Source organism: Mucilaginibacter angelicae (assembly GCF_042434235.1).
GTDB classification, from domain to species: Bacteria; Bacteroidota; Bacteroidia; order Sphingobacteriales; family Sphingobacteriaceae; genus Mucilaginibacter; species Mucilaginibacter angelicae.
In genome coordinates, this window is the sequence record NZ_JBHLTS010000027.1 from 1 (window position 1) to 580 (window position 580).

1 protein-coding gene is annotated in these 580 nt (G+C 44.8%); it reads left to right on the top strand.

Annotated elements, in window-relative coordinates:
* Window positions 1–39 precede the first annotated feature (39 nt).
* Window positions 40–580, top strand: a 541-nt coding sequence (locus ACFFGT_RS19105) for a COG3415 family protein (protein WP_377024121.1), incomplete at its 3' end; no start/stop codon positions are given.

Here is a 580-nt window from a genome sequence, read left to right on the forward strand (position 1 = left end):
TGACTCGTCCGGAAAAAACTATACACTAAAAAGAAGTGTATGAAAACAGAAGACGATCAAGGCACACCGATAACCCGCTTTCATGAGCGGGGCCATTTTCAAACGAACTTACGGGATGAGCTCATAAAATCGATTGAGTCAGGCACTCCCCGGAGTGTAATAGTTTATCAATATGGAGTATCGCGCAGTACGCTAAGCGATTGGATGCGGAATCACGGATCGAAGGATTATCAGGCAAAACAGTTGGGAAGTGATTTAACAGAGGTAGAAAAGCGAAGTATCGTGCGTCAGATAGAACAGGGCTTATTAACGCCTCATGCAGCGAGGAGGACATACGGGATGAGTGGGCAAACGCTAAATAAATGGCTTAAGGCATCGTTGAAAGAAAATGTCGAACTTGCGGTCTATGATCCGTTTGAGATGAAGGATAAAGCCGTAGGCCAGCCTGATTTGCCAGATCCCGAAAAGGAAGCTTTAAAAAAGGCGCTGGAAGATGCGCAGTTGAAGATCAGTGCCCTAAATACGCTTATTGATGTAGCGGAGGATCAGTTTAAGATCAAGATCAGAAAAAAAGCTGGAG